The following is a 21,229-nucleotide window of genomic DNA, read 5'->3' as shown; positions in this document are numbered from 1 at the left end:
CTCAGACGTTTTATCCATTCCTCCGTACCATTGCGTCGGCTGTCCGAAGAAAGTCTGTCCTTATTGGACTCGTAAAGGTCGCGGTACACGTCCTCGAAGAACTTCTCCGAGCGTCTGGCGTTCGCGTCTGACAGGGTACTGCGCTTAGGAACCCTGTCAATGCCTATGTGGTGAAGCTTGCGCACCTCGGCCGTCATTGCCGCCTCTATCTCGCGCAGGGAGTCGAAACGTATGATGACTGCATACAGCATCGTAAGAAGATGGGTGAAGCCGTCAAAGGTCTTCACATACCGCTCACCGCCGTTTTGGCGGCTTATTTCAACTATTTTGTCATGGTCGAGAGATTTTATTAGCTGACCATATACCGGCTGTCCGAAGAAATGTGTACTTTTGCCCATGTTATCTGAGTTTGGGAACAAAAGCAAAGATAACAAAAAGGGCTGATACCTCGTGAGAAGTGTCAGCCCTAAATTTGTATCTTACCCAAAAGTTTAGCGGACAGTAATAGTAAAAAATGATGTTCGAGCAGAACGTCCGCAGATGTGCCGATCGCATCATCAGCATCTACCAGCCGCATCTCCGTTCCATTGTCAGGGGCAAGGCGAAGGCCACGGTTGAGTTCGGTGCGAAAATCGGTGCTAGCATCGTGAGCGGTTACACCTATGTGGACCATGTCAGCCGGGATGCCTATAACGAATCATCCGACCTCGGCATGCAGTTGGAACTCTACAAAAGGCGTTTTGGAATGCTGCCCAAGGAGATACAGGCCGACAAGCTCTATCTGGGGAAAGAGAATAGGATGCACATCAAGTCCTGCCATGTCAATTGCTACAACCGTCCACTGGGCAGGCCTCCCAAGGAAAAGAACGACACGCACGCAGAGGACAAGAAGAGAGCCATCGGCGAGCGAAATGAGATAGAAGGCACATTTGGAACAACCAAGAGAGTTTACCGAGCCAACGACATCCGAGCGAAACTTGACCAAACGGCTGACACTTGGATAGGAGCTTGCTTCTTCGCTAAGAACATCATGAAGTTCCTAAGGGGACTTCTTTGTCTCATTTTCGAAAAATCGGGCTTGAAGACCTTCCAAAAGAGAATTATGAGCATTTTTGACAGCATGGAGGCTGTATTACCCACACCACAAGGTTGTATGAAAGAAATAAATTAGCAGACCCTAGTTAAAGACTTCAAGGATAAAACCTTCGAAGGGTGTTTGCAGTATCATGGCATTAAGATAAGTATGTATGACATGCTATATGATGGCTACAATGTTGAAATAGAAAATATACATTGGTGTCCCAAACATGTTGAAATAGAATTAAAGCCAACAAGTTATGAACGGGGAGAAAGATGTGGAAGGCAATATTGGAAAGAAATATCCGAAAGATAAAAGAAAATCATAATAAAGTATTATAAACTAAACATATTGTCGTATCTTTGCACTGTAAAAGATACATTATGACGAAGTTTACCAAAGCTAACTGGATGACCAGAGCACTGCAAGAGAAGTTGAATGTAGTGGGTGAGCAGTTCCGCCTTGCACGATTGCGCCGAGACCTGACGATGGATCAGGTGGCACAACGTGCGCAATGCACGCGACTTACCCTCTCACGTTTGGAGAAGGGTGAGCCTACGGTGTCGCTCGGTGTGGTGATGCGTGTACTTAATGCACTGCAGCTTGAAGATGATATTCTGTATTTGGCACAAGACGATGAGTTAGGGCACATGGTACAGGACTTAGGTATCAAGAATAAGAAACGAGCTTCAAAGAGATAAGGTATGGAGAAATTAGAGGTAATAGCCAGTTTCGACTGGATAGGCAAAGAAGAAAAAATTGGCACTCTTGGGCATGAATACCTAAGAGGCTCTGACGTGTTTTCCTTTGAGTTTGATAAGAACTGGCTCAAACGCTATCCTAAGATCGACTTCGGGTGTGACCTTCGCCCCTATACAGGTATTCAATATAGCCAGGGTAATCATATTTTTGGCTGCTTCTCTGATGCGTTGCCAGACCGCTGGGGACGGCGACTGATAGACCTCCGTGCTAAACTGGAAACCAAAGGGAAAACGAACTATTCTTTATCCGACTGGGATTATCTCAAAGGTGTGGAAGACGAACTGCGTATGGGCGGCTTCCGTTTCAGAGATCCTGCAACAGGCGAGTATATCAGTTGTTCGCTCGATTATAGCGTACCTTCTACTATACACATCGACGAACTTTTGCAAGCTGCAAGAGAGATTGAGAAAAGTGAGTACAAGCATTTGGAGCCAGAGAAGAAATGGGTGCAACGACTCTTCCAACCTGGTTCCTCAATGGGTGGTGCTAGACCCAAGGTCTGTGTGCAGAGCGATGGCCAGCTATATATAGCCAAATTTCCCTCAATCAACGACAATATCAATGTATCGCGCTGGGAGCACTTTGCCCATCTGATGGCGAAGGAATGTGGCATCAATGTGGCTGAAACAAAAGTGATCAAGGCTGGTAATGGGCAGGATATTCTGTTATCAAAACGCTTTGACAGAAATGACCAAGGGCAAAGGGTACATATGGCCTCTTCTCTCACCTTACTCGGTCTGACCGATGGTGATGGTGAGCGGACACGCAAAGGGTATCTTGACATTGTAGATTTCATCATATCGGGTGGAGGAAATCATGTGGAGGAAAACCTGCAGGAACTTTACCGACGTGTAGCCTTCAATATCTGCATTGGCAATACCGATGACCACTTCCGCAATCACGCCTTTCTGCTCAATAAAGAAGGTTGGGAGCTATCTCCTGCCTATGATATAAACCCCACCAACAGCATGTACCAGGCATTGTTGGTCGATGGTAACACGAATGAATCTTCTTTAGACCATCTTTATAAGGCGAATGAGCTTTATATGCTTGACGAGCGTACTGCTAAAGCAATCATCACCGATGTGCTTTGCTCTATGAAGGATTGGGAAAGAATGGCTAAGGATGTGGGACTGATGAGAGGTGAAGTTACTCATTTCGTTGATAGGTTTGAAGAAGGACTGAAATTTCAGTAACATCACCATTAGTATAAGTACTAAAAGCAATTTTGTAAAACCAATATCAAGATGAATCATCCAGACATATACTCACCAACTGGTCTCACGGACTTTATCCACGAGGTCGGCTTCCTTCCTCTGCTTGATAGTGGCATCAGCAGCTATTCTGCAGAAGAGATCGTTGATGACGACTGCCGTTATGTGGTCTTTCCAGATGGTGGTTGGGACTGGCCACTATGGAAGTGGAAGGGACAAATCGTTACCGAAGGCGATACTGTATATGGCAAGTTCTTCAACAGGAAGGCAGGTTTCATTGCCAAGGAATGGTGGGCTGATTTCTGCAACTATCGCCGTAGTAAATTCCCCCTGCCAGCAGAAGGCACCATTGAGGATGCCATTCTTACGACCCTTCGCATGAACGAAAGCCTGATCACTCGCGAGTTGCGTTCAGCCTGTGGTTTCGAAGGCAAAGGAATGCGAAGCAAATTTGATAGTTACATCACACGCCTCCAGATGGCAACTTACATCGTAGTAGAGAACTTCGTATATCCCACCGACAAGCATGGCAAGGAATACGGTTGGGGATGGTCTTTGCTATCTACCCCTGAAGCACTCTATGGCAGAGAGGCTTGCCGATGTGATTGTACGCCCGAAGAATCATACCTAAGACTTCTCAACCATTTCAAAAGCCTATTGCCAGAGGCAGCCGACAAGCAAATCAATAAACTCATAGGATAAATGAACGCTATAGATACCACCAATATGTGCTTGCACCTTCAGAAGAAGCTGTTTGAGCCGGAAGGCATTTACCATGCTATATGGCAAGCAATGGAGGAAGACGAATCTCTGACTGCCGTTTTGCGTAACTGTCAGCTGCACATCTACCGTGATGGAAAGAAGATCCTTGTCCTGGCTGGTAAAGCAGAACCCAAGGTAATTAGGGAAGATAACCTTAATTCATTGCTGAATACATGATGATAATTCTTCTATCGCAGCATTTTGCTTAACTGAAAAACTACTTGCATAAATTTATCCAAGTAGTTACTTGCAATATAGCTTACCTTCGCCCAAACCCATTCACATATATTAATTAGGGTCTACTAAAAAAAATATAAGTTTTTGATATTCAATGATATATATCGTAATATTTGTATAATTCACCAAAAATGACTATCTTTGGGTGCTAAAACATTAAAGAAGCAAAACGAAAACACTTTGACAAATCAACTATTTTACCTAATTTTGTCGTGAATGAGGCTGCTAGCCGAAACATTGGAAAACAACTTTAAATCCCAATAAGATGAAAAGAGCATGTAAATTGAAATTCTTTTTTTTGTCGGTGGCAACGTGGCTGTTTTCGTCAGGGTCCTCGGCACAGGGCAATTTCACGATGAGCGGCGCGCTGACCGGCGTTGGAAACGACTCCATCCTCGTGGAGTATGTAGAGCGAAACCCGGACAAGAAGATCATCAATTTTGCTACGCCCGTCAACAACGGCCATTTCAATTTTTCGCTTTCTATAGACAAGGCCTATCAAGGGTCACTACGGTTGAAATCCAGTCCCAAAAAGGTCATGTACTTTTTCTTTGTCCCCGACGAATTTGTCAACATAGAAGGAGATTTCATCGACCTGTACAGCGTTCGCATTTCGGGCAGCGCGTTCTATCAGCAGTACGCCAAAGTGACGGACGTGGGAAGGCCTTTCCATAAGGAATTTGACATCGCCCTAAAAGAGTATGTGGCGGGAGTGGCTGCCGGTGGCAATGCTGTTCGTCTCGACAGCATACGCAAAGCCGCCAACCGTGACATCAATCGGCGCAAGCACCCTGTGGTCGAGGAGTACATTGTACAGCATCCCGACGAGGACGCCACGGCGACTTTGGTGCTCGACGTGAATATGGACCGTGTGGTTCCGGTCATACGGAAGCTCAGTCCCGCAGTGCGCAACGGTCGTTTCAAAGGATATTTGGATATGTGGCAGGAAGCCTTCGAGCGGATAGCCGTGATGAGGAAAGCTCGGAAAGAAGTGGCCGACACGGCTAAAGTCGGCGCGATGGCCCCCGATTTTTCCCTCCCCACGCCACAGGGTGATACGCTCACGCTCAGTTCCCTGCGGGGCAAATATGTGCTGCTGGATTTCTGGGGCTCATGGTGCACATGGTGCATCAAGGGATTTCCCAAAATGAAAGAATGCTATGCCCGATACGGCGACCGCATTGAGTTTGTGGGCATCGATTGCAACGACAAATCCGAAAAATGGAAACAGGCTTTGGAGAAATACCAGTTGCCGTGGCCGCAGGTGAGAGATGCCGATGCGAAGGTCGAGACCGCATATAGGGTGAAAGGCTATCCTTATAAGGTGCTGATAGGTCCCGATGGGAAGATATTGAAAACTTATTTGGGCGAGGTAGAGACGTTCTATCAGGAGTTGGGCCAAATCATAACCTCTGACAAAGACTAGTGCCAGACGTTTTTCAACTAATTCGGCGAACACTAATTAGGGTCTGCTAAATAACTTTAACTATTTGATAATTAACTATTTATGTTGTATAAAATTTGGCCAATTCGCCCACAATGACTACCTTTGGATGTTAAAGCATTCAAGAATCGAGATGAAATACTACTCACAATATCGCAGTCACGACCTGTTTGAACTTCAGGAGTCACTTTTGGGATTGAGCAAATCCAACCGTTGGGTCAAGCTGGCCGACCACCTTCCCCGGGGCAGGATAGAGAGAGAATACAACAAACGCCTGAGGAACAGTCACAATGGCGCCGGCAACAAGCCCGCCCGCATGGTGGTGGGAGAGCTAATCGTGAAGCATGTGGAAAAACTGAGCGACGAGAAGACCATCCAAGCCATTTAGGAGAACCCCTACATGCAGTACCTGCTTGGGCTTGAGAAGTTTACGGAAAAGCCGGTATTCGTTCCAGAGTTGTTCGTCCTTGTCCGCAAGCGACTCGACCATGACTTCTTCAACATGCTGACCCTGATGCTGGCGGAAACAGATGGGAGCAAGCCGAAGAAGGAACACACCGACGAGGACGGCAACGATCACGGCGGTACGATGAAGATTGACGCCACATGCAGCGACGCCGAGGTACGCTATCCAACGGATTCCAACCTGTTGGAGGACGGCAGCAGGCTGATAGACCGCCTGCTTGACAAGTTCTGCGCACGCCACAAGGTGAAGAAACCGCAGACCCACCGTGCGGAAGCCCGCCAGGCCTTCATCGGGCTGATTAAGAAGAAACGCAAGGGGAAGAAACTCATTGACAAGACAAAAGTGATCCAGATACGATGCCTGCAGGCAGACCTCCCAAGGAAGAGAACGACACACACGCAGAGGATAAGAAGAGAACCATCGGCGAGCGAAATGAGATAGAAGGCACATTTGGAACAACCAAGAGAGTTTACCGAGCCAACGACATCCGATCGAAACTTGACCAAACGGTTGACACTTGGATAGGAGTTTGCTTCTTCGCTAAGAACATCATGAAGTTCCTAAGGGGACTTCTTTGTCTTATTTTCGAAAAATCGGGCTTGAAGACCTTCCAAAAGAGAATGATGAGCATTTTTGACAGCATGGAGGCTGTATTACCCATACCACAAGGCTGTATGAAAGAAATAAATTAGCAGACCCTAACTATGAATTTAGCCCTTTTTGATCTCGAAGACCAAAAAGGGCTAAAAGTCGTGATAAAGACATACTCCTTTAGATAGATATGTTTGCGTTATTCACTATTCTATCAACTTTCCATGTTTTCTGAGTATTGAGAGAAACTCTCCCCATTCTGTTGCTCGTTTTTCTCGTGATTCCGCAATAGCCTTGTTATCTTTGGCATAGTGACTGTCGTTCTCGATGTTTCGTGGGTAGCAGTCGCTAAGATAAAACTTACCTGATTCCGAGACCAATGATAAATCTGTAAATATTTGACTATTGAGCGAAGATACAAAGGTTGTGATGTGAAGCAGCACCTTGCCATACGAATGTACTTCTATATTACGGTAAATCGGAAAGAGTTGACTTGTAGGCTCAAAATCTTGGAAGACAATCTCACGAGTCTGCACATTGAAAGAGTTGATATTCTCAAGCGTAAAAAGATAGGGCTTTGCAGCAGCCCTTGTTATGCGAGTTGTCCCAACGGCAAACAATTCCGTTTTCGCTCCTTGTATTATAGGAGTTGACTCCGGCAACACCTTGTCAGCATTGAGAGTTATATATGCCTTCTTATTCTGCACGAGATTGACTTGCCCATTATATGCAATATCGGAAGCTTCATATTTCATATTTGGTTTGGCATAGTACACTTTCAGTTGATAATTCCCGGGGATTACTTTGCTCATCTTAAAGTTGACATCATATTTGCAAATGCAATCTGCAAGCGCATCAAGGACATTGTGATACACAACAAGGGTAATCTGATTATCCTGATTAGCGATGTTCACATAGATATTTCTTACGGCACAGTTGGCTTTCACATCTTCCAGCACACATTGGGCTATGCCATCCTTACCCAGCTCTATGCTTAAAGTTGCTGGTACTGCATCATTCTCCAAATAGAAATCAGGACGTGTTTCTGTCAGAGAGAGGCTCGACTTGCAAGTAGAATTTGCGACATCATAAACTCTTAATGAATCAAGGACGACATTTTCTGATGAACATGCAGACAGTCCAATGATGCACAGAAGACTATAAAATATTTTTTTCATAATTACATGGATTTAGGATGTTATTATTTATATAAACGTGATTGTCTATTATTTCTTGCTTGTGTATTTGTGTATTTCTGCCATTAACGAATAAACGTGCTTAACGCTTTCCACCCCCAAAATGTGATTAGCCTCATACCCGTTTTCAACCATATCAGCAAATGTCTTGATTTCGGAGAAGAATCCTTGGGAAACGATTTGGTTATTCCCAATCGTTGGAACAAAGCCGTTTCTTCCGTAGAGATTGACTACGGTTGTATTGTTTCGGAATATTTTCTCCAATGGAACCCCAAACACTGCAGAGCGTCTCGGTGTGAAATCGAGTTGCTCCATTCTGTCCAATACATAAACCCCTTTGTCTGTACTGATGCTCAACAATTCCTCTGCCTTTTGCCACGAATAATCTGTTGAAAGTTCCAGCATACCTGTTATATCTTGGTGCTCCAATACAAGAAATAAGGTCTGTCCACCATCTCTACTGCGAATAACATCCCAACTCTTTATCTTTGCCTCTCCGAAAAGGAATGTTGCATAGTCAAGAGGATGGATGAACAGGTCAAGCAGGGCATCACCCTCTGGGTATAGCCCCGTAAGATAGCGATAATGATAATGTCGTTTGCCATCACCTTTCAATCGCTTTTGCAGAATTTGAGTGGCAGGGGCAAAACGTCTTTGCAGTCCGACGACGACATGTTGTGAGCCATATAGTTTGACGGTATCGGTCAAAGACTTTAGTTTTCTTTCATTCTCACACGGTGGTTTTTCTATAAATAAGGATTTCCCAGCTTTGATGACTTCGGTTGCTATGTGGAAATGTGAATGTGGATGAGCTGCCACAAAGACTCCTGTAACCGTGTTATCAAGCAGAATGTCCTGTAATGAAGTCGTACCTTTGACTCCCTTATACTTTTGAGAAATCAACTTGGCTTTTTTCTCCGAGGTGCAGCAGATGTATTTCAGTGGCAGTTGCAGATACTGTATGACAGGCAAAAGATTGCTGACACAATGATTTCCAATACCCACAAGAGCATATTGCTGTGTGTAGGTATGTCTCAGTTCCCTGATGCTGCGCATATTCTTGTATCTACCAATGATGTTATCTAAATAATATCCCATGTTCATTCGTTATGCGGTTATTTTCTTAAAATGCTTCTTATAGGTGGTATGTCTGTCATCTGTCCATTGGTATTTCCCGTAAAACAACTCTATCAGTCGTTTGGGCAGTATTTTTTCCAAATTTCTCAACAGGATAATATCGTACTTACGATGATAGTTGATCCAGCATTGATTACATTCCTTGGAGTGTTGGCATTGAATTTTGCATGTTTTCCTTGAATTGAATATCTCGTCAAGCGTGTTCTCATGAATATTGCCTAATATCACATCCAAGTTTTGACACAGGGGAACATCGCCATTAGAATGGACAACTAATTCGCTGAGAATGCTATGACACCGCAGCTTCAGTCTGTTGTTCTTCCACTCGTCATACAGGGCGACGAAGTCAAAGTTTTCGTCCGTTTGATGTATGGAGGATGGTATCTGACCGATGAAATCCGCATCATCAGCTTCCATCAAGTCCTTGGTCGTGTCAAAAAACGACATCGTGCTGTATATGCCAATACGAATATCAATGTCATATTTCTTGGCGAGGCCTATAACAAATTCCATATCATTAAACGAGTTCCACGGAGAAAGGCAGAACATCAGGGAGGTGGACACGATGTCTTTACATGCCTCTATAACCTCGATAACCTTGTCGTATCCATCCCGTCCACGCATATAGCGATAGGTTTCCCGATTGCCGTCAAGTGAAATGTATAGATGTTTGGGGTGATGATTTTTTACGGCAACTATTACCTTGTTAGCTGCAAGGCAGTTGGACAGCAATGTATAGTTGGGATGGTTGGTGTCAAACCATCCCAATATCTTGTCGGCCTCGGGATGGAGGATGAACTCTCCTCCTTCCAAGCCGACCATCGTGCGCTTTGTTACACATTTGCTGTTCATTATTTTGATGATGTCATCTAAACTTAGGTTTTCCGTAGGTTTCTTCCAAATGGAGCAGTGCTTACAACGTGACTGGCAGCTTGTTGTGGAATATATCATCAGGGATGTGAGTTCCTTATGCTGCTTGCGTACTACATTGTTGACAAACGCTATTCCGTTGTGGATGTAGTCATAAATACTGTACATTCTTTCTTTTGAGGTTTGCCTTTTATTGTTAAGAGCAGAAAACTACGGAAAGACTGCACTATATTTATAACTTTTCCTTATCTATTCATTTCCTACCATTTACCAAGTAAGCCTCAGGCCGAATGGCACCGTTATGATGAACGGATGCTCCGTGCGATAGGTTTCAAGCCCGCTACCATTCCTAAAGTAATAGAACATATTTGGTTCCAAATACAGGCTGAACGACTTGAATAGCTTGTACTGTACACCTATGCCTAAGTTTACAGACCACTGATAGCGGGCCTTGATGTCACCCCTCAGCGTGTATGACGAGTCAGACGTTATGATATACTTCTTGTCAAGTGAACTGTGGACAGGCATCTCGAATGTCACACCACCGGTTGTATAGGCATTTAAACGCCCCTTGCTCCAGATACGATAGTTCAATCGCAAAGGAATGCCCACATAATCAATCTTTTGGGTTTTCAACAAGGTTGCACCATTAAACTCGCTCTCAAAATCAGACTTCAACCTTGTATAGGTCAAACCCGTGCTAAAAGTCCAATGCGAACTTAATTGCTTATTAAGCGATAATCCAAATGTTTTTGGGCGGTAGTGATGCGCTTTTTCACCTAAGGATGCGTTGCCATCTGTTGCATTGTTGAGTGCTATCCATGACATTTTTGCCATCTCGACAGAATCCATCAAGGCATTGTTCCGGGCGAGATAGTTTGCATAATCATCCCATGTATATAGTTTTGCCGCAGCCCCACCGTTAGCGTAATCTACTACCGACAGGTAGTTCAGGTTGGACATGGCTCCATTTGCTCCGGCATTGGAAGAATAACCGAAGTTAAATGTCCATGGGTATTTCTTCTTATTGCGGACATCAGGCGACATTCTTTCGTTCAATGCCATCATTCTTTCTTCTGGAATTTGTGGAATACGGAACACAGAGTCTTCTATGCTGATGTCCTTTACTGCCAGATGTTTTTGTAAGGAATCTACACAGATTGGTACTGTCTGATGTCCAGATTTTACACTATCAGTTATTATTTGTGAAGAAATCTTTTCAGCAGAAACAACTATTTTTGCCAAAATATGATCATCATTCAAGTTGGTAGTTGATGGGATTGAATAGTTTGGTTGCGCTTTCTTTTGAGGGGCTGTGCCTTTTTGAGCCAGTCTTGGAAGTTCCTTATGAGTGTTTACTGCTGTTGGCTTGTCATCAGAAATGCTGGCAGACTCGTCCCTCGTTACGAAATAGATATAGACTGGTGTAAGAATAGGAAGCAAGAAGAGCATCCAATAATTAATCAGTATGGTGCGTAGCATTTTCTTTGCCCTAAACAACTGTGAAGAAGAACTGTGAGGATTGATACCAAGCAGTTCTCCGATTTCCTTGTGGGAAAGACCATCCAAAACAGAAAGTTTGAACACCTCTCTGTTCCCATCCGGTAACGACTCTATCGCCTCCAACAATAGTTCTATGTCAATATTCTTTTCCTTCTCATCTTCCTCGCTCAAGAGTTCAAGACCCAGACTGGATAGAGGAATATCGTCTTTTTCTGTACTTTGCAGGAATCTTAGGCACAGGTTCCTTACTATAGTTATCATCCATCCCTCCAATTTTGAGTTGTCTTTCAGCGACTTGATGGAGGTGAAGATAATAATAAAAGCATCATGCAGAATATCTTCTGCCGTGGTTTCGTCTGTCACATAGTGCAGGCATATCCGCAACAATCTGTCAGAATATGCCTTATATAAATTTCCGAGAGCTTCTCTTTCTCCCCGTTTGCATGCGTCTATATTAACATCTACTTTCATAGATATACCATACCTTTTTATTAGAGGAGTATGTTTTGTTTAAAAGACTGCACGGATTCAGGAACTTTTTTTTGAAAAACTTGGAAAAAGATTAAAAATCTATGATTACAGACGTATTCTTAATGACAGATTCGTTATCTGCATGAGATTATTGCAAACTTTTTATAGAAAAACTTCATGCTGTATCGAAATACCCATAACAAGCAAAAACTACTCTTGCCCTAAGAAATCCTTAATTCCGCAACACTATTATAAATTAAACTTTTTAAGTACCTGAGCAACAAAAAAATTCTCAGGATTTTGCCATGTCAGAATTTCCACTTATCTTAGTGTTGCAAAAAACAAGAGAATCCGACGATAGACATGGCGAAGATACAAATTAAATCTGAGAGACTCACTCCTTTTGGGGGATTATTTTCAATCATGGAGCAATTTGACTCCACATTATCATCTGTATTGCCTCAAGTCACATTGTGGGGTAAGGGGATATATTGTAGGCCGCAAGCGGGTGTTCCAGTTCAAATCATCTGCAAAATCAGTAATGAGAGGATGTGTACACGCAATAAGGACGTTCAAGGGTTTAGTTGCGGATTTGAGGATAAAATCAAACCATTTGGTACTATCTTCAAGAACGCTATTATATAAAGGTAATAACTTACGTCCTTATGCAATAAAAGTGGAATTTTGGGTTGACGGAAAGAAAATGAAATATAAACCTAATCCTATTTATATATAGGGATCTCCTGATAGAGTTAGGGGTAGATTACTGATAAATCTTTACTATAATTTTTATATCCAGGAAATCCCACATAAACTCAGACTTCTTATGCTCTTTCAAGCCTGCTCCAAGTTTCATCCTTCTAAAATAGATGAGAATAAATTTAGGAACAGATCACATCACTGGGCTTCTGTCGTCCACAATAGTGCAGTTGCGGCTCAAACTGTCATAACGCCAGCACGTGCTCTCATGGTCATTGATGATGCCGATGGCCTGCAAAAAGCTGTATATGATAACCGAACCGACAAATTTAAAGCCCCTTTTTTTCATGTCTTTCGCCACTTTGTCTGACAGGTCGTTGCTTTTGGGGACCTCTCGCTGGTGTGATGGATAGATGAGCGACCGCCCTTGTGTAAACGACCAAACATACTGGTCGAAGCTGCCAAACTTTTTTACCACCTTCATAAAAGCCTTGGCATTGTCAATCATGGCTTCTATCTTGCTCCGCGAACGTATCATCCCCTCGGTCTGCATGATGCGGTCTACGTCGTCTGTTGTAAACTCAGCCACCTTGGATGCGTCAAAGTTGGCGAAGCATTGGCCGAACACTTCCCTGCGTTGCAACATCATTTGCCAAGAGAGACCGCATGACATGGTCTCCATAATCAGGTACATGAAATGCTTTCGCTCATCGTGCACGGGTACTCCCCATTCCTCGTCGTGGTACTTTTCGGATAGTTCATCATGCTTGGCCCAAGCACATTTCATGGGGTATTGCAGGTGTCTCATAGCGTGACCGCCCCACTCGGAGTCGTCCACGTGCACAAACCCCACTCGGTTGTAGAGTCGCTCCGCCTTTGGATTTCCTTTGTCCACAAGTAGCCCTACCGGTTTTTGTCCCCCATGCCGCTTGATGACGGCTTGTAACAACAGGGTGGCGATGCCGCGTTTCTGAAACTCTGGTTTGACGGCCAACGAGTCAATGTAATATTCTTCGGGGCCGGTCTCGTCAAGCATGCCCTCGAAATCTTGGTCCAAATGCGTGCGCGCGGCTTGGAAAAAAGCTTTGCGCAAACGCTTAAGGTCCTTGCCATCGTATACCACACAGGCTCCAGCGATTTTCCCCTCGTTGTCCATGGCTACCAATGTGTTGCGATAACTGTGCTGACTTTCGTCCATATTCACCAGTGCTGTCATCATGCGGTGAAATTCGTCAAGTGTGTGTTGGTTTCCGCAGAAGTTTTGGCAGCAATCGTGGTTCATGGCTAACATGACTAACGTGGCTATTTCTGACGCCTGCTCGGGTTTGGCAGGCACAATAGTGAAATTCGATTTCATAGATGATGTTGTATTTCTTAAACGATCTTCGCGTCGTTGGTACGTGTTTTATCTGTTGATAATCTGTTTAGCGATATTTTTTTGTTTTTGGTAAAAAAGCACTTGCTCGGCCTCTGTCACAGGTGTGTAGGCTGACAAAATACGCGCCATGCGATCCACGTCGGCGGGTATAGGCTGTTTGGCTTTTTTGCGAGCCTCCACGCTTTTGCTTATCTCGTAGGCCGCTCGGGTGGGCGATGGCATTTGCAACAGTTCGGCCAGATGGTAGCGGTTGGCCATGTTATAGCTTTCTTTGGGCTGTTGTGCTACGGCTTGGCATAGTAGGGCCACACGGTCGGCGGCGTTGGGCATCAGCTCTGCCAATTCCGCGTAAAGATAGCTGTCGTCATATTTTCGGAGCAATTGCTTGTAGATGGCGATGGCCTGCGATTTGAGTCGTACCCTAACATAGAGTTGCGCCAAGTGCCGTAGGTTATCTTTGTTACTCGGGTTGTGTTGCAGCGATTTTCTAAAAAAAGGCATTACGGCTTTTATGTAATTGTCTGATCTCTCGGTGATACCATTCATCAATCTGTTGGTGATGCGCTGACCGATTGATGGCACCACATATCCGCCTCGACGTGTGCCTTGCCAGTCAGAGTCTGCCAATCGTATGGCGTATGGCACGAAGTAAGCCAAGTTGAAATTTGCGATGACTTTGTCCAGACCCAATGCGTTGTGCAAGATAGCCTTGTTGCCAGCCATATCGTTATCCTCGATGTTAGGATACAATTGGGTCATGGCGTAGAGCAAACGGCGCGCCTCGACGATGTTGCCATCTTTGAGTTGTCGTTTGAACATGCTGTTGCATTCCCAAAACCTTGTCGTGTCCATATTCTTTATGCCCTTTTTGCAAATATAAATATTTAATTTGGCTTTGTGGCTCATTCTTCCGATTTTTTCCAAAATAGAACCACCTTCCAACCATTTGCCATCCTATGCGTGGGTGAAAGTTTGCCATGTTCTCGCCACTGTCTTGTGACGAATGGTAAGGCGCGTGTGTCTTGATTGCTTTTAGAGTGCTACCACTTGATCGTATGTGTCCGAGCGTATTGATAGCCATTGTAAGAACGTTTTGAAAAAAGCGGACAAAATATGTCTTGTCTTTCGCGTATTTGCAAACGGCGTACACTTCGCTCGCAAATATGCGAAAAATGAGCGTTTCTGCTAACTGACTGTAACTCTGATGCTTGCGCTCATTTTTGTGATTTTGTTATAAAAAGTCCTTTTTTAAAGCTCCCCTTTAATACCCAGTCGCATCGTATTTGAGCCTTATTCGCGAGCCGACTAACATCTAATCATGTTGCGATTAAGGCGTAATCACACATTAAATGGACACTCATCGCGTCATGCCGTATGCGAAAATGGCGACAGAAGTCTCCTTAAAGAAATTTTCTTGGCTTTTTCCTCTGTAGAACGATAGATTTTCATGGGCTTGTTTTCGTGATTTAAATTTAACAAAATCACGATAGCTCTTAGCTCCCTTAACTTTTCCACTGTCATCCACTTTATTAACCCATTCTCATAAGGTACAATTTTTTTAATAGGCCGCCGAGCATGAAATACCTATTGCTTCTACCATGCTTTTGATACGGTCAAGTTCGGCTGGCGTGGCTTTGCGGAGTTCGTGGTCGGGGGTTTCGCGGTCTATAGTGTAGATCATCACGCTCTCTGGTTTTATCGCTTGCAGTGTGTCAAGCCACGGTAGCACATATTTGTCGCTCGTGTTGTCAGTGCCGTCGCCTTTGAGAAACATGGTTTGGATGATGACATGCCCATTGAATAGTTTAAGGTGCTCTATCACTTTGTTTACGTCGTAAGACGGTTGGGTGGGGCGGTCGAGTTTTTTGATGTAGTCGTTATCCACGGTGTCGAGTTTCTGGATGTTGTTGTCCACCATCATCAGAGCTTTTCTTATGGCTGGTCGGCCTGTAAAAGTGGCATTGCTGAGCACGCTGATCTTGGCTTTGGGGCACCATTTGTCGCGTAGCTTGACGGTATCTGCGATAATCTCGGTGAAGTGGGGGTGGGTGGTTGGCTCTCCATTGCCAGCAAATGTGAGCACGTCTGGATGTTCTCCGGCATCGTGCATTTTGATGAGTTGTTGCTCCAGCTTCTCGGCTACAAGTTCGCGCGATGGGTGCTTAGTGCGTGTAAAACCATCTTTGTTGAAACCAATCTCGCAGTACAGACAGTCAAAATTGCATATCTTGCCATCGCCGGGCAGCAGGTTTATGCCTAAACTCAGGCCAAGCCGCCGGCTGCGAACTGGGCCGTAGATGGGGCTGGGAAAAATGATTGTGCTCATAATGCTTGTGCTAATGGGATAAAGTGTAATTATGAACAAAGTTAGTAAAAAATCATGATAATAGCCATTTGTGTTAGCAATATTTGGTTAATGCACGTTAAAGACTTGTTTTGTTATCATTATTTTGTTACTTTTGTGCAAAAGTTGGTAAGTTAACGCCGATCCGTACATGGTAAAAAATCGTAGAAAACCCCGCAGGCATTCAGGCTTGCAGGCCGTTACTCTTTGTATCAGCACCGCCTTGGTGCTCATCCTGCTTGGACTTGTTGTGTTCTCAACGCTCACGGGGCGTAATTTGTCGTCTTATGTAAAAGAGAATTTGGTGGTAACCATGATGCTTGAGCAAGACATGATGGATAATGAGGCACAGGCTGTGTGCAAACGGCTTGAAATGCGCCCGTATATCAAAAATGTTGTTTTTATAAACAAGCAGCGGTCGCTCAAGGAGGCTACCAAGGAGATGGGCATAAATCCGGCCGAGTTTACCGATGGTGTTAACCCATTCTCTTCGTTGATCGAGCTGACATTGAAGAGCGATTATGCCAATAATGACTCGTTGACATGGATAGCCGCGGAGCTGAAGAAATACCCTAAAGTGTCGGAGATAAACTATCAGCGAGACCTTGTCGATTCTGTGAACAGAAATCTCGCCAAAATGGGCTTGGGCATGCTTGTGCTGGCCATCTTGCTCACTTTTGTGTCTTTCACGCTCATCAATAACACCGTTAAACTTGATATTTATGCGCGGCGCTTCTCCATTCATACCATGAAATTGGTGGGTGCCTCATGGAGCTTCATACGGGGGCCTTTCATACGCAGAGCGGTTTTTACAGGCTTGTTGGCCGCCTTGTTAGCCATTGTCGTTTTGGGCGGAGGCATTTATGCCTTGTACCGTTACGAGCCCGAGATACTCAATGTGGTCACTTGGCGTGAGATGGCCATTACCGCGGGGGCGGTAGTGCTCTTTGGCATTATCATCACGGCATTGTGCGCTAATATCTCAGTGAACAAGTTCTTGAAGATGAAGGCCGGCGAACTGTACAATATTTAGCGGTATCATCAATAAAGAAATAATACATATTATAATGGATAAAAGAAATTTAGCCTTGGGCCGTACCAATTTTGTCTTGTTGGGTATCGGCTTTGCCATTGTCGTTATCGGGTTTGTTCTTATGAGTGGAGGTTCCTCAACAGAGGTGGCTTTCAATCCTGATATCTTCAGCGTGAGACGTATCAAGGTGGCTCCAGTGGTGTGCTTCATAGGTTTTATCTTTATGATCTATGCTGTCATCCGCAAGCCCGGGCACACCGTTGACGCCGAGGTTGAGGTTGGCTTGGATGGCGATGTCGAAGAGAAGAAGAAAAATAAAGCCATACAAAACTAACAAGCCAAGGGCATGGATCTGTTTCAAACCATTGTTATTGCTATCGTGGAGGGGCTCACGGAATTCCTCCCTGTGTCGTCTACGGGGCACATGATTATCACCCAAAATCTGTTGGGAGTGGAACCCGGCGACCCGTTCGTGCATGCTTTCACCTTTATTATACAGTTTGGCGCCATTTTGTCAGTGGTGTGTCTATACTGGAAACGTTTTTTCCAGATGCGCAATGCTGATGAGGTATCTGCAAAATTGCGGTTTTATGGCTTGCTCATCGTGGGTGTTTTGCCTGCCGTGTTTATTGGTTTGGCGGCCAAAAAGAGTGGCTTGTTGGACTGGCTTTTAGACTCTGTGCAGGTAGTGGCTGTCATGTTGGTGTTGGGAGGCGTGTTCATGTTGTTTTGCGACAAGATCTTTAATCAAGGCAGAGACGAACACAAGGTTACCGCACGTCGCGCTTTTTTAATCGGCCTTTTTCAATGTATATCGGTCATACCGGGCGTGAGTCGTAGCATGGCGACCATCGTGGGCGGCATGCAACAAAAGCTAACCAGAAAAAATGCGGCCGAGTTCTCTTTTTTCTTGGCTGTGCCTACTATGGCCGGCGCCACACTGCTCGACCTTTTGGAGATGTTTGGCGAGGATACAACGTGGGCCACGTCGCACAATATCACCATGCTGGTGGTGGGTTGTGTGGTGGCGTTCTTGGTAGCTATGGTAGCTATGAAATGGTTTGTTAATTTCCTTGCGAAATATGGTTTCAAAGCTTTCGGCTGGTATCGTATAGTCGTGGGAGGAGTCATTTTGGTGCTGCTGTTTTGTGGACAGTCGTTAGCGATGGTGGATTGATGGGCATGAACTTTATAGAGGGTGAGATTTTTGCTATTGACAAGCCCTACCGCATGACAAGTTTTGGTGCGCTCGCACATGTGAGATACCTCATTTCGCATAGGTTGGAGCGTAGACTCAAAATAGGACACGCTGGCACGCTCGACCCTTTGGCGACAGGCATATTGGTGCTTTGCACTGGAAAATGCACTAAGCGAATAGAAGAATTGCAAAATCACACCAAAGAGTATACTGCCACCTTGCAACTCGGGGCCACTACCGAGAGTTACGATATGGAGCATCCCGTGAATCAAACTTTTTCCACCTCGCACATCACTCGGGATATGGTAGAGGACGTGTTGGGGCGTTTCGTGGGCGACATCGAGCAGACACCTCCCACGTATAGCGCGGTAAAGGTGGGCGGCAAGCGTGCCTATAACTTCAGACGGCAAGGCGAAAAAGTGGTGCTCTCGCCTAAAAAGGTGCATATAGACAGCATAGAACTGACTGATTTTGACGCTTCGACTGCGTGTTTGTCTATCAAGGTGGTATGTGGTAAAGGTACCTATATCAGAGCTTTGGCGCGTGACGTGGGGCGCGCACTGGATAGCGGCGCATATCTCACGGCGCTTAGAAGGACGCGCGTGGGTCAGTTCGACGAGCAAAATTGTATAGATTTTGATAGTCTTGACGAATGGCTTGATAGCGTGATGAAACCCTGACGACTCCTCGTGAGGCTGATAGGCTTGTAGAAACAAAAAGAAAAAATAGATATGAAACTGTCACAATTCAAATTTAAATTGCCCCAAGAGTTGGTGGCTCTCTACCCTCATAGCTTTGAGCGTGAGTATACGAACGACGATGGAACGAAAGGTTCCTTTCGCGTTACACGGCGCGACGAGTCGAGGTTGATGGTGTTGCATCGCTCCACTGGGGAAATAGAAATGTATCGTAAGGACGCCAAGGGCAAACCCATTGAGGGCGACTATCTTGATTTTCGCAATATACTCGATTACTTTGATGAGCATGATACTTTCATATTAAATGACACCAAGGTGTTCCCCGCGCGTCTATACGGCACCAAAGAAAAGACTGACGCTAAGATAGAAGTGTTCGTCTTACGCGAGCTGAATGAGGAGACGCACCTTTGGGACGTGCTTGTGGAGCCTGCTCGCAAGATACGTATTGGCAACAAACTCTTCTTCGACGAGGTGGGTACTATGGTGGCGGAGGTGTATGACAACACCACCAGCCGTGGCCGTTCGCTTCGTTTTCTTTACGATTGCTCGCATGAGCAGTTCAAAAAAGATCTCTTTGCGTTGGGCGAGCCGCCCCTGCCGGCGTATATATTGAATGGGCGTCCAGCTGATCCTGCTATGAAAGACATGCACGTTCGCTCGCATGCCTTGCCTGAAGACGCGGAGAATTTCCAATGCGTCTTTGCTAAAAACGTGGGTGCCGTCACGGCGCCGGCCACAGGATTGCACTTCAGCAGGGAGCTGATGAAGCGCATGGAGATAAAGGGTATCAATGCCGCATACATTACTTTGCATTGCGGATTGGGCAATTTTACTCCCATAGAGGTGGAAGATTTGACCAAGCACAAGATGGATTCTGAGCAAATGATTATTGATAAGAAGGCTTGCGATATTGTCAATAAGACTAAGATGGCAGGACATCGCGTGTGCGCGGTTGGTACCAGTGTGGTAAAAGCGACCGAGACTGCGGTTGGGACGGATGGCTTGTTGAAGGAATATGATGGTTGGACAAGCAAGTTCATTTTCCCGTCATACGACTTTGGTTTGGCCGATTCTATGGTTGCCAACTTCTACCATCCAGAGTCAATCTTGCTGATGTCAACTGCAGCTTTTGGTGGCTATGAGCAGGTGATGGAATGCTACAGGTTGGCCGTGGAGCACGGTTACAAGTTCGGATGTTTTGGCGATAGCTTGCTTATCGTGTAATAATGTTTGTTAAGGCTGTACGTTATGAGTGAGAAATCATCGCACACTCTGTATTTAGGGTTAGGCTCTAACCTTGGCGACAAGCGGCGTCTCATAGAAGAAGCTGTCTGCTTGCTAAACGATCGGGTGGGGCGCGTGACAAGAAAATCTTCTTTGATAGAAACCGAGCCGTGGGGATTTAGCTCGCCAAACAAGTTCCTCAATGGTTGTGTGGCCTGCCAAACCCAACTTTCGCCACGCGAGGCGCTGCGTGAGACGCAAGAGATAGAGCGTGAGATGGGGCGTTCCACCAAAAGTCATGATGGCGTGTACCATGATCGGCCAATAGACATAGATATATTGCTCTATGACGATTGGCACATAAACGACACTGACCTTGTTGTCCCTCACCCCAAAATGAAAGACCGGAATTTCGTGATGATACCTTTAAGAGAAATCTGCCCTGATTTGTCTTGATATTGATACAAGGATTAATATATTAGAGCTTGGAATATTATCCTTTTGTTTTGGATATGAAAAATGCCACGCGCTGAAACTTAGCACGTGGCATTAATATTTCTTGCCATATAGTGGCTTGCCGCCTAACGCAGGCTTGGCTCTTAGCCCTTTTACTTGCGAAGACCCAACGCCTTGATGATAGCGCGATAGCGTTCAATGTCACGATCCTTAAGATAGTCGAGCAAAGCGCGACGTTTTCCTACCAATTTGGTGATGGAACGAGTGGTGACAAAATCCTTGTGGTTCTTCTTGACATGCTCAGTGAGGTGAGCGATGCGATAGGTGAAAAGCGCAATTTGGCTTTCGGCAGATCCTGTGTCGGTTGCCGACTTGCCGAATTGGGTGAAGAGCTCTGTCTTCTTCTCTTTGTTTAAATACATGTTATAAAATGATTAATTGTTGTCGCATCATTACATTCTTCTGTCG

At 45.1% G+C, this 21,229-nt stretch carries 24 protein-coding genes and 1 pseudogene; 15 read left to right on the top strand and 10 right to left on the bottom strand.

Annotated features, from left to right (window positions below; all coding sequences use genetic code 11):
- On the bottom strand, nt 1–398 hold a 398-nt coding region (locus tag C7379_RS08480), incomplete at its 3' end, for a DUF4372 domain-containing protein (protein WP_116616921.1).
- 116 nt (nt 399–514) lie between these two features.
- Here C7379_RS08480 and C7379_RS08475 point away from each other — a divergent pair.
- The 9 genes from C7379_RS08475 to C7379_RS12605 all read left to right on the top strand — a co-directional run bounded on the left by C7379_RS08475 (nt 515) and on the right by C7379_RS12605 (nt 6,655).
- Nucleotides 515–1,171 carry a transposase gene (locus tag C7379_RS08475; RefSeq protein WP_116616920.1) on the top strand — a complete coding sequence of 219 codons (657 nt, stop codon included), beginning with the start codon at nt 515–517 and terminating at the stop codon, nt 1,169–1,171.
- Nucleotides 1,172–1,461: 290 nt separating this feature from the next.
- Complete coding sequence (locus tag C7379_RS08470) at nt 1,462–1,779, top strand: helix-turn-helix domain-containing protein (RefSeq protein WP_116616919.1); 318 nt, start codon at nt 1,462–1,464, stop codon at nt 1,777–1,779.
- Nucleotides 1,780–1,782: 3 nt separating this feature from the next.
- The gene (locus C7379_RS08465) at nt 1,783–3,036 is read left to right on the top strand and encodes a type II toxin-antitoxin system HipA family toxin (protein WP_116616918.1); all 1,254 of its coding nucleotides are present in this window, start codon (nt 1,783–1,785) and stop codon (nt 3,034–3,036) included.
- Between the two features lie 51 nt (nt 3,037–3,087).
- A complete protein-coding gene (locus tag C7379_RS08460) occupies nt 3,088–3,756 on the top strand; it encodes an AlkZ-related protein (RefSeq protein WP_116616917.1) in 669 nt (222 codons plus the stop codon).
- Complete coding sequence (locus C7379_RS08455) at nt 3,757–3,993, top strand: hypothetical protein (protein WP_116616916.1); 237 nt, start codon at nt 3,757–3,759, stop codon at nt 3,991–3,993. It abuts the gene before it with no gap.
- A gap of 325 nt (nt 3,994–4,318) precedes the next feature.
- Nucleotides 4,319–5,479: a TlpA disulfide reductase family protein gene (locus C7379_RS08450; RefSeq protein WP_116616915.1), complete on the top strand. Its 1,161-nt coding sequence runs from the start codon at nt 4,319–4,321 to the stop codon at nt 5,477–5,479.
- 151 nt (nt 5,480–5,630) lie between these two features.
- Complete coding sequence (locus tag C7379_RS08445) at nt 5,631–5,885, top strand: transposase (RefSeq protein WP_116616914.1); 255 nt, start codon at nt 5,631–5,633, stop codon at nt 5,883–5,885.
- A 12-nt stretch (nt 5,886–5,897) separates the two neighbouring features.
- Entirely contained in the window at nt 5,898–6,404 is a 507-nt protein-coding gene (locus C7379_RS08440; RefSeq protein ID WP_116616913.1) for a hypothetical protein, read from the top strand.
- Nucleotides 6,320–6,655 carry a hypothetical protein gene (locus tag C7379_RS12605; protein WP_133241883.1) on the top strand — a complete coding sequence of 112 codons (336 nt, stop codon included), beginning with the start codon at nt 6,320–6,322 and terminating at the stop codon, nt 6,653–6,655. Before C7379_RS08440 ends, C7379_RS12605 begins: the two co-directional genes overlap by 85 nt.
- A 105-nt stretch (nt 6,656–6,760) precedes the next feature.
- On the opposite strand, the gene C7379_RS13135 is transcribed toward C7379_RS12605, so the two are convergent.
- The 8 genes and pseudogenes from C7379_RS13135 to C7379_RS08395 form a co-directional block, all read right to left on the bottom strand.
- Nucleotides 6,761–7,219, bottom strand: a complete 459-nt coding sequence (locus C7379_RS13135; protein ID WP_419185309.1) for a hypothetical protein — start codon at nt 7,217–7,219, stop codon at nt 6,761–6,763.
- A pseudogene (locus tag C7379_RS08430) lies at nt 7,205–7,732 on the bottom strand (hypothetical protein); the annotation flags it as partial. The pseudogene C7379_RS08430 and the gene C7379_RS13135, both read right to left, overlap by 15 nt.
- 48 nt (nt 7,733–7,780) lie before the next feature.
- Nucleotides 7,781–8,848: a Gfo/Idh/MocA family protein gene (locus C7379_RS08425; protein WP_116616927.1), complete on the bottom strand. Its 1,068-nt coding sequence runs from the start codon at nt 8,846–8,848 to the stop codon at nt 7,781–7,783.
- Nucleotides 8,849–8,857: 9 nt separating this feature from the next.
- Nucleotides 8,858–9,925 carry a radical SAM protein gene (locus C7379_RS08420; RefSeq protein WP_116616912.1) on the bottom strand — a complete coding sequence of 356 codons (1,068 nt, stop codon included), beginning with the start codon at nt 9,923–9,925 and terminating at the stop codon, nt 8,858–8,860.
- Between the two features lie 99 nt (nt 9,926–10,024).
- Entirely contained in the window at nt 10,025–11,731 is a 1,707-nt protein-coding gene (locus C7379_RS08415) for a sigma-70 family RNA polymerase sigma factor (RefSeq protein WP_116616911.1), read from the bottom strand.
- 892 nt (nt 11,732–12,623) lie between these two features.
- Nucleotides 12,624–13,787, bottom strand: coding sequence for a GNAT family N-acetyltransferase (locus C7379_RS13130; protein WP_116616909.1), 1,164 nt, complete (start codon nt 13,785–13,787; stop codon nt 12,624–12,626).
- Nucleotides 13,788–13,835: 48 nt separating this feature from the next.
- Nucleotides 13,836–14,660 (bottom strand): DUF7017 domain-containing protein, encoded by an 825-nt coding sequence (locus C7379_RS08400; RefSeq protein WP_116616926.1) that lies wholly within the window; start codon nt 14,658–14,660, stop codon nt 13,836–13,838.
- 706 nt (nt 14,661–15,366) lie between these two features.
- Nucleotides 15,367–16,134, bottom strand: coding sequence for a radical SAM protein (locus C7379_RS08395; protein ID WP_116616908.1), 768 nt, complete (start codon nt 16,132–16,134; stop codon nt 15,367–15,369).
- A gap of 169 nt (nt 16,135–16,303) precedes the next feature.
- Here C7379_RS08395 and C7379_RS08390 point away from each other — a divergent pair, with 169 nt between their 5' ends.
- Genes C7379_RS08390 through folK form a run of 6 tightly spaced genes read left to right on the top strand, consistent with a single transcriptional unit; the run spans nt 16,304 to nt 20,761 of the window.
- On the top strand, nt 16,304–17,185 hold the full coding sequence (locus C7379_RS08390; RefSeq protein WP_116616907.1) for a cell division protein FtsX: 882 nt from the start codon (nt 16,304–16,306) through the stop codon (nt 17,183–17,185).
- A gap of 34 nt (nt 17,186–17,219) precedes the next feature.
- Nucleotides 17,220–17,519: a DUF3098 domain-containing protein gene (locus tag C7379_RS08385; protein WP_116616906.1), complete on the top strand. Its 300-nt coding sequence runs from the start codon at nt 17,220–17,222 to the stop codon at nt 17,517–17,519.
- Nucleotides 17,520–17,531: 12 nt separating this feature from the next.
- Nucleotides 17,532–18,362 (top strand): undecaprenyl-diphosphate phosphatase, encoded by an 831-nt coding sequence (locus C7379_RS08380; protein WP_116616905.1) that lies wholly within the window; start codon nt 17,532–17,534, stop codon nt 18,360–18,362.
- Between the two features lie 5 nt (nt 18,363–18,367).
- Entirely contained in the window at nt 18,368–19,063 is a 696-nt protein-coding gene (gene truB, locus C7379_RS08375; RefSeq protein WP_116616925.1) for a tRNA pseudouridine(55) synthase TruB, read from the top strand.
- A gap of 51 nt (nt 19,064–19,114) precedes the next feature.
- Nucleotides 19,115–20,305, top strand: coding sequence for a tRNA preQ1(34) S-adenosylmethionine ribosyltransferase-isomerase QueA (gene queA, locus C7379_RS08370; protein ID WP_116616904.1), 1,191 nt, complete (start codon nt 19,115–19,117; stop codon nt 20,303–20,305).
- Nucleotides 20,306–20,329: 24 nt separating this feature from the next.
- Nucleotides 20,330–20,761, top strand: coding sequence for a 2-amino-4-hydroxy-6-hydroxymethyldihydropteridine diphosphokinase (gene folK / locus C7379_RS08365; RefSeq protein ID WP_116616903.1), 432 nt, complete (start codon nt 20,330–20,332; stop codon nt 20,759–20,761).
- A gap of 152 nt (nt 20,762–20,913) precedes the next feature.
- Here folK and rpsO read toward each other — a convergent pair whose 3' ends face one another.
- Entirely contained in the window at nt 20,914–21,183 is a 270-nt protein-coding gene (gene rpsO / locus C7379_RS08360; protein ID WP_036894350.1) for a 30S ribosomal protein S15, read from the bottom strand.
- Nucleotides 21,184–21,229: the final 46 nt, after the last annotated feature.

Source organism: Hallella colorans (assembly GCF_003096815.1).
GTDB lineage: Bacteria > Bacteroidota > Bacteroidia > Bacteroidales > Bacteroidaceae > Prevotella > Prevotella colorans.
This window is presented reverse-complemented; position numbering and strand designations above follow the sequence as displayed.